This window comes from Ramlibacter sp. (assembly GCF_036383835.1).
GTDB lineage: Bacteria > Pseudomonadota > Gammaproteobacteria > Burkholderiales > Burkholderiaceae_C > Ramlibacter.
The window spans coordinates 1-4,829 of the sequence record NZ_DASVNN010000006.1; the positions used below are offsets into that span (position 1 = coordinate 1).

A 4,829-nucleotide genomic window follows, 5' to 3' on the forward strand; every position below is an offset into this window, starting at 1 on the left:
CCGGTGTCTGAGCGGAGTGTTTGACCGCGCGCGGGCAAACACGCAGCGAGTTCGGTCGCGGGGGCCGCCTGCCCGGTCCTCGCAGGTTTGCCGAGCGCCGCAGGCGCGAAGGACGCCATGCCAGCGCGACCCCGGCCCCGCCCGTGCGGGGGCTGGCAGTGGCGCGATGCGAAATAGCGAGAAGAGGCGCGATAGCGCCTCTTCAAGACAGGAAGCACTGGGTCCCCGCCTGCGCGGGGACGACGACGGATCAGGTCCCCACGATCCCGCCATCGATCCGCCGAATCACGACAGTCGACGAACGCGGCCTCCCATTCGGCGCGTAATCCGGCCAGCGCGAATACCTGCCCGGATCCGCCGGGTCGCTGCGATCGGTGGGTGTCTCGCCCGGGTGCTGCACGTTGATGAACATCGTGCGGCCGTCCGGCGTCATGGTCATGCCGGTGATCTCGCAGTTGGTCGGGCCGGTGAGGAAGCGGCGGATCTCGCCCGTGCCCACGTCGCAGGCCAGCATCTGGTTGTTGCCGATGTTGGCGAACTCGCCCTTGTTCATCTGCGTCGCGTGCGCGTCCGTCTGGATCCACAGCATGCCGCGCGCGTCGAAGGCGATGCCGTCCGGGCACGCGAACAGGTCGCCCTTGATGTTGCCCTTCGCTTCGGCCCGCGCTTGCGACGGATCGCCGGCCAGCACCAGGTGGTTCCAGCGGAAGCGCGTGCCGTCGAAGTCGCCGTCCTCGTTCCAGCGGATGATGTGGCCGTGCGTGTTCTCCGCGCGCGGGTTGGCCGCATCGGGCGCCGGCATGTTGGGCTTGCCGCGGTCGGCGTTGTTGGTAAGCGTGCAATAGACCGTGCCGCTCAGGGGATCGATCGCGAGCCACTCGGGCCGGTCCATCGGCGTGGCGCGCAGCGCATCGCTCGCCTGCCGCGCCTTGATCACCACCTCGCCCTGGTCGGCGAAGCCGTTGGCCACGGTGAGCGGCCCTTGCCCGTGCACCAGCGGCAGCCACGCGCCCGTGCCGTCGGCGTCGAAGCGCGCGACGTGGAGCGTGCCGTGGTCCAGCAGCTCGCGGTTGGCCTGCGCCGCGGTCAGCCCGTTGCCGGCCGGACGGATGCGGTCCCGGCTCACGAACTTGTAGATGTACTCGTTGCGGGCGTCTTCGCCGCTGTACACCACCGCGCGGCCGTCCCGGGTCACGGCCACCCACGCGCCTTCGTGCGCGGCGCGCCCGAGCGCCGTGCGCTTGACGGGCGTCGACGCGGGGTCCATCGGATCGACTTCCACCACCCAGCCGAAGCGGTTCGGCTCGTTCGGGTTCTTCACCGCGTCGAAGCGCTCGTCGTGCTCCGGCCAGCGGAAGAAGGCGCCGCGCGGCATGCCCCAGCGCCGCTGGTGCGCATCGAGCTTCTCGCCGGAGGCGAAGTAGTTGCGGAAGTTCTCCTCGCCGGAGAGATAGGTGCCCCAGGGCGTCTTGCCGGAAGCGCAGTTGTTGAACGTGCCCAGGGCGGTGCGGCCCTGCGGGTCCGCCGCCGTGCGCATCATGGGATGCCCTCCGGCCGGCCCGCCGATCGCGAACGGCGTGGTGGCCGTGATGCGGCGCGCGAAGCGCGAGGGACGCACCATGCGCCAGCCGCCGTCGGCCGCCTGCTCCACCTCGATCACGGCGATGCCGTGCGCCGCCTGGCTCTTGCGCACCTTCTCCGCCGACCAGGTCTTCAGGCCGTCGGCGTGCAGCAGGCCGTCGTCGACATACTCGTGGTTCATCACCAGCAGGCCGCGGCGCGAGCCATCGAGCGGGAAGTAATGGATGCCGTCGTGGTGCATGCCCATCTGCACCGCCTGGTCGGCCGCGCTGTTGCTGGCATCCGGATGCCACGCAGGCATGTGGCCGGGGACGCCCACCGGCTCGCCCCAGGGCGCGAGCGCCGCGGCGACGTAGCCGGGCGGAACCACCAGGCGGTCGCCGGCGCCGATGGGAATCGCCTGGAAGGCGGGACGGGCGCGGGCCGACGCCGCGGCGCCGCCCGGGGGCGTGGCGCAACCGGCCAGCCAGGGGGCGAGCAGGCTCGCCGCCGCCGCGCCGGCCGATGCGCGCAGCACGGTGCGGCGCGCGGGCGACATCAGGTCGCGGATGTGGGGAGCGGAGGACGGGTTGCTGTCCTCCATGGTGCTGAAGTCCTTGGACACGCGGGTCTCCTCGTTGCCGGCGGCGGTCACCGCGCCGCGCGTGAGCGCCGACTTTACCGGGAGGACGCAAGGCACGGCCGAGTACTTTGCAGGAATGTGGCCTGGCGACTCAAGCCCGGGACGCCTCCGATGACGCGCCCAGCCATTCATGCTACAAGGTCCGTCGCCTTTCACACCATACGAGGGACGATGGCCACGGTCGACATCATTGGGGTCGAGAAGTACTTCGGCGCCGCGCACATCATCCGCGGCGTGGACATCGCCATCGAGGATGGCCAGTTCGCGGTGCTCGTCGGGCCTTCGGGCTGCGGCAAGTCCACGCTGCTGCGCATGATCGCCGGGCTGGAGGAGATCAGCGGCGGCGAGATCCGCATCGGCGGGCGGGTGGTGAACGCGCTGACGCCCAAGGAACGGGACATCGCCATGGTGTTCCAGAACTACGCGCTCTATCCGCACATGACGGTGCGCGACAACATGGCCTTCAGCCTGAACCTGGCGAAGCAGTCCAAGGCCTCCATCGAGGAGCGCGTGCGCAAGGCGGCCGACATCCTGGGCCTGGGCGCCCTGCTCGACCGCTTTCCGCGCCAGCTCTCGGGCGGCCAGCGCCAGCGCGTCGCCATGGGCCGCTGCATCGTGCGCGACCCGCAGGTGTTCCTGTTCGACGAGCCGCTGTCCAACCTCGACGCCAAGCTGCGCGTGCAGATGCGCACCGAGATCAAGGAACTGCACCAGCGCCTGAAGACCACCTCGATCTACGTGACGCACGACCAGATCGAGGCGATGACCATGGCCGACAAGATCGTCGTGATGCGCGACGGCGTCGTGGAGCAGACCGGCTCGCCGCTGGAGCTGTACGACCGCCCGGCCAACCAGTTCGTCGCCGGCTTCATCGGCTCGCCCGCCATGAACTTCCTGCCGGGCGTCCTGCGCAAGGCCAGCGGCAGCGCACGCGTGGAACTGGAGGGCGGACTCTCGCTGCCGGCGCCGCCGGACGCCTCGGCCGAGGACGGCCAGAAGGTGGTCTACGGCACCCGCCCGGAACACATGCACCTGGCCAACGGCGAGGACGGCGTCCCCACGGAGGTCGTGGTGGTGGAGCCCACCGGCGCCGACACGCAGGTCTTCACCAAGATCGCCGGCGTGGAAGTGACCAGCGTGTTCCGCGACCGCCACGACTTCCGCCCGGGCGAAATGATCCGCCTCCGGCCGGACCCCGCGCGGGCCCACCTCTTCGACGCCGCCAGCGGCGTGCGGCTGGCGCGCTAGCGCGCCCGCGTTCCTGTTCCTGCATCTTGCGTTCCCGTCCATCCAACCTACGAGGAGACAAACCATGACGAACCGTCGCAAGTTTCTGAAGAAGGCCTCGGCCGGCGCCGCCGCGGTGTCGCTGCCGCTGCTGTGGCCGGCGAGCGCGCAGGCGCAGTGGAACAACGTGCCCGAGAAGGGCGCGAAGCTGCGCGTGCTGCGCTGGAAGCGCTTCGTGCAGGGCGACGAGGACGCCTACATCGCCAACGTCAAGAAGTTCAGCGAGAAGTACGGCGTGGAAGTCCGCCTCGACCACGAGGGCTGGGAGGACGTGCGCCCGAAGGCGGCGGTGGCGGCCAACACCGGCGCCGGGCCGGACATCATCCTGTCCACCAACGACGACGCCAACCTGTACCCGGACAAGCTGGTCGACATGACCGACGTCGCCACCTACCTCGGGAACAAGTACGGCGGCTGGTACCCCGCCTGCGAAGCCTACCTGCGCCCCGACGGCCGCCGCTGGATCGGCGTGCCCCTGGGCGGCACCGGCTCGATGATGGTCTACCGCGACAGCATGCTCAAGGCCGCGGGCGTGAACGCCTTCCCCAAGGACACCGACGGCTTCCTGAAGATGTTCCAGGCGCTCAAGGCCAAGGGCACGCCCGGCGGCATGGCGCTGGGCCATGCCACCGGCGACAGCGGCTGGACGCAGTGGCTGCTCTGGGCCTTCGGCGGCGCGCTGGTCGACAAGAACAACAAGGTCACCATCGACAGCCCCGCGACGCTCAAGGCGCTGGAGTACGGCAAGGAGCTGTACGCCAACTTCGCGCCGGGCACGCTGTCGTGGCTGGACCCGAACAACAACAAGGCCTTCCTCGACAGCCAGATCTCGGTGACCAACAACGGCATCTCGATCTACTACGCCGCGAAGAACTCGACCGACGCGAAGGTGAAGGACCTGGCGGCCGACATCCAGCACGCCAACTTCCCGGTGGGCCCGGTGGGCGTGCCGACCGAGTACCACCTGTTCTTCAACCAGATGGTGTTCAAGCACACCAAGTTCCCGAAGGCCGCCAAGGAGTACGTGCGCTTCATGATGGAACAGGAGCAGTACGGCCCCTGGATGCAGGCCGCCGGCGGCTACATCTCGCAGCCGCTGCGCGCCTACGAGAAGAACCCGGTGTGGACCATCGACCCGAAGCACACGCCCTACCGCGACGCCGTGAAGAACATGCGTCCCGCCGGCTTCCAGGGCCGCCTGGGCTATGCCTCGGCGGGCGCGCTGGCCGACTTCATCGTGCAGGACATGGTGGCCGAGGCGGTGAGCGGATCGAAGTCGCCCAAGGAAGCCGCGCAGCGCGCGGCGCAGCGCGCCGAGCGCTACTACAAGGTCTGAGCC

General features: G+C 69.6%; 3 protein-coding genes. 2 read left to right on the forward strand and 1 reads right to left on the reverse strand.

Annotated features, from left to right (window positions below; genetic code table 11):
- Positions 1-250: 250 nt before the first annotated feature.
- Positions 251-2,164: a PhoX family phosphatase gene (locus VF522_RS00740; protein ID WP_330906286.1), complete on the reverse strand. Its 1,914-nt coding sequence runs from the start codon at positions 2,162-2,164 to the stop codon at positions 251-253.
- Positions 2,165-2,374: 210 nt separating this feature from the next.
- On the opposite strand from VF522_RS00740, the gene VF522_RS00745 reads away from it, so the two are divergent.
- Both VF522_RS00745 and VF522_RS00750 read left to right on the forward strand, forming a co-directional pair.
- On the forward strand, positions 2,375-3,451 hold the full coding sequence (locus VF522_RS00745) for a sn-glycerol-3-phosphate ABC transporter ATP-binding protein UgpC (RefSeq protein ID WP_330906284.1): 1,077 nt from the start codon (positions 2,375-2,377) through the stop codon (positions 3,449-3,451).
- Between the two features lie 64 nt (positions 3,452-3,515).
- Positions 3,516-4,826, forward strand: a complete 1,311-nt coding sequence (locus tag VF522_RS00750; protein ID WP_330906285.1) for an ABC transporter substrate-binding protein — start codon at positions 3,516-3,518, stop codon at positions 4,824-4,826.
- Positions 4,827-4,829 lie beyond the last annotated feature (3 nt).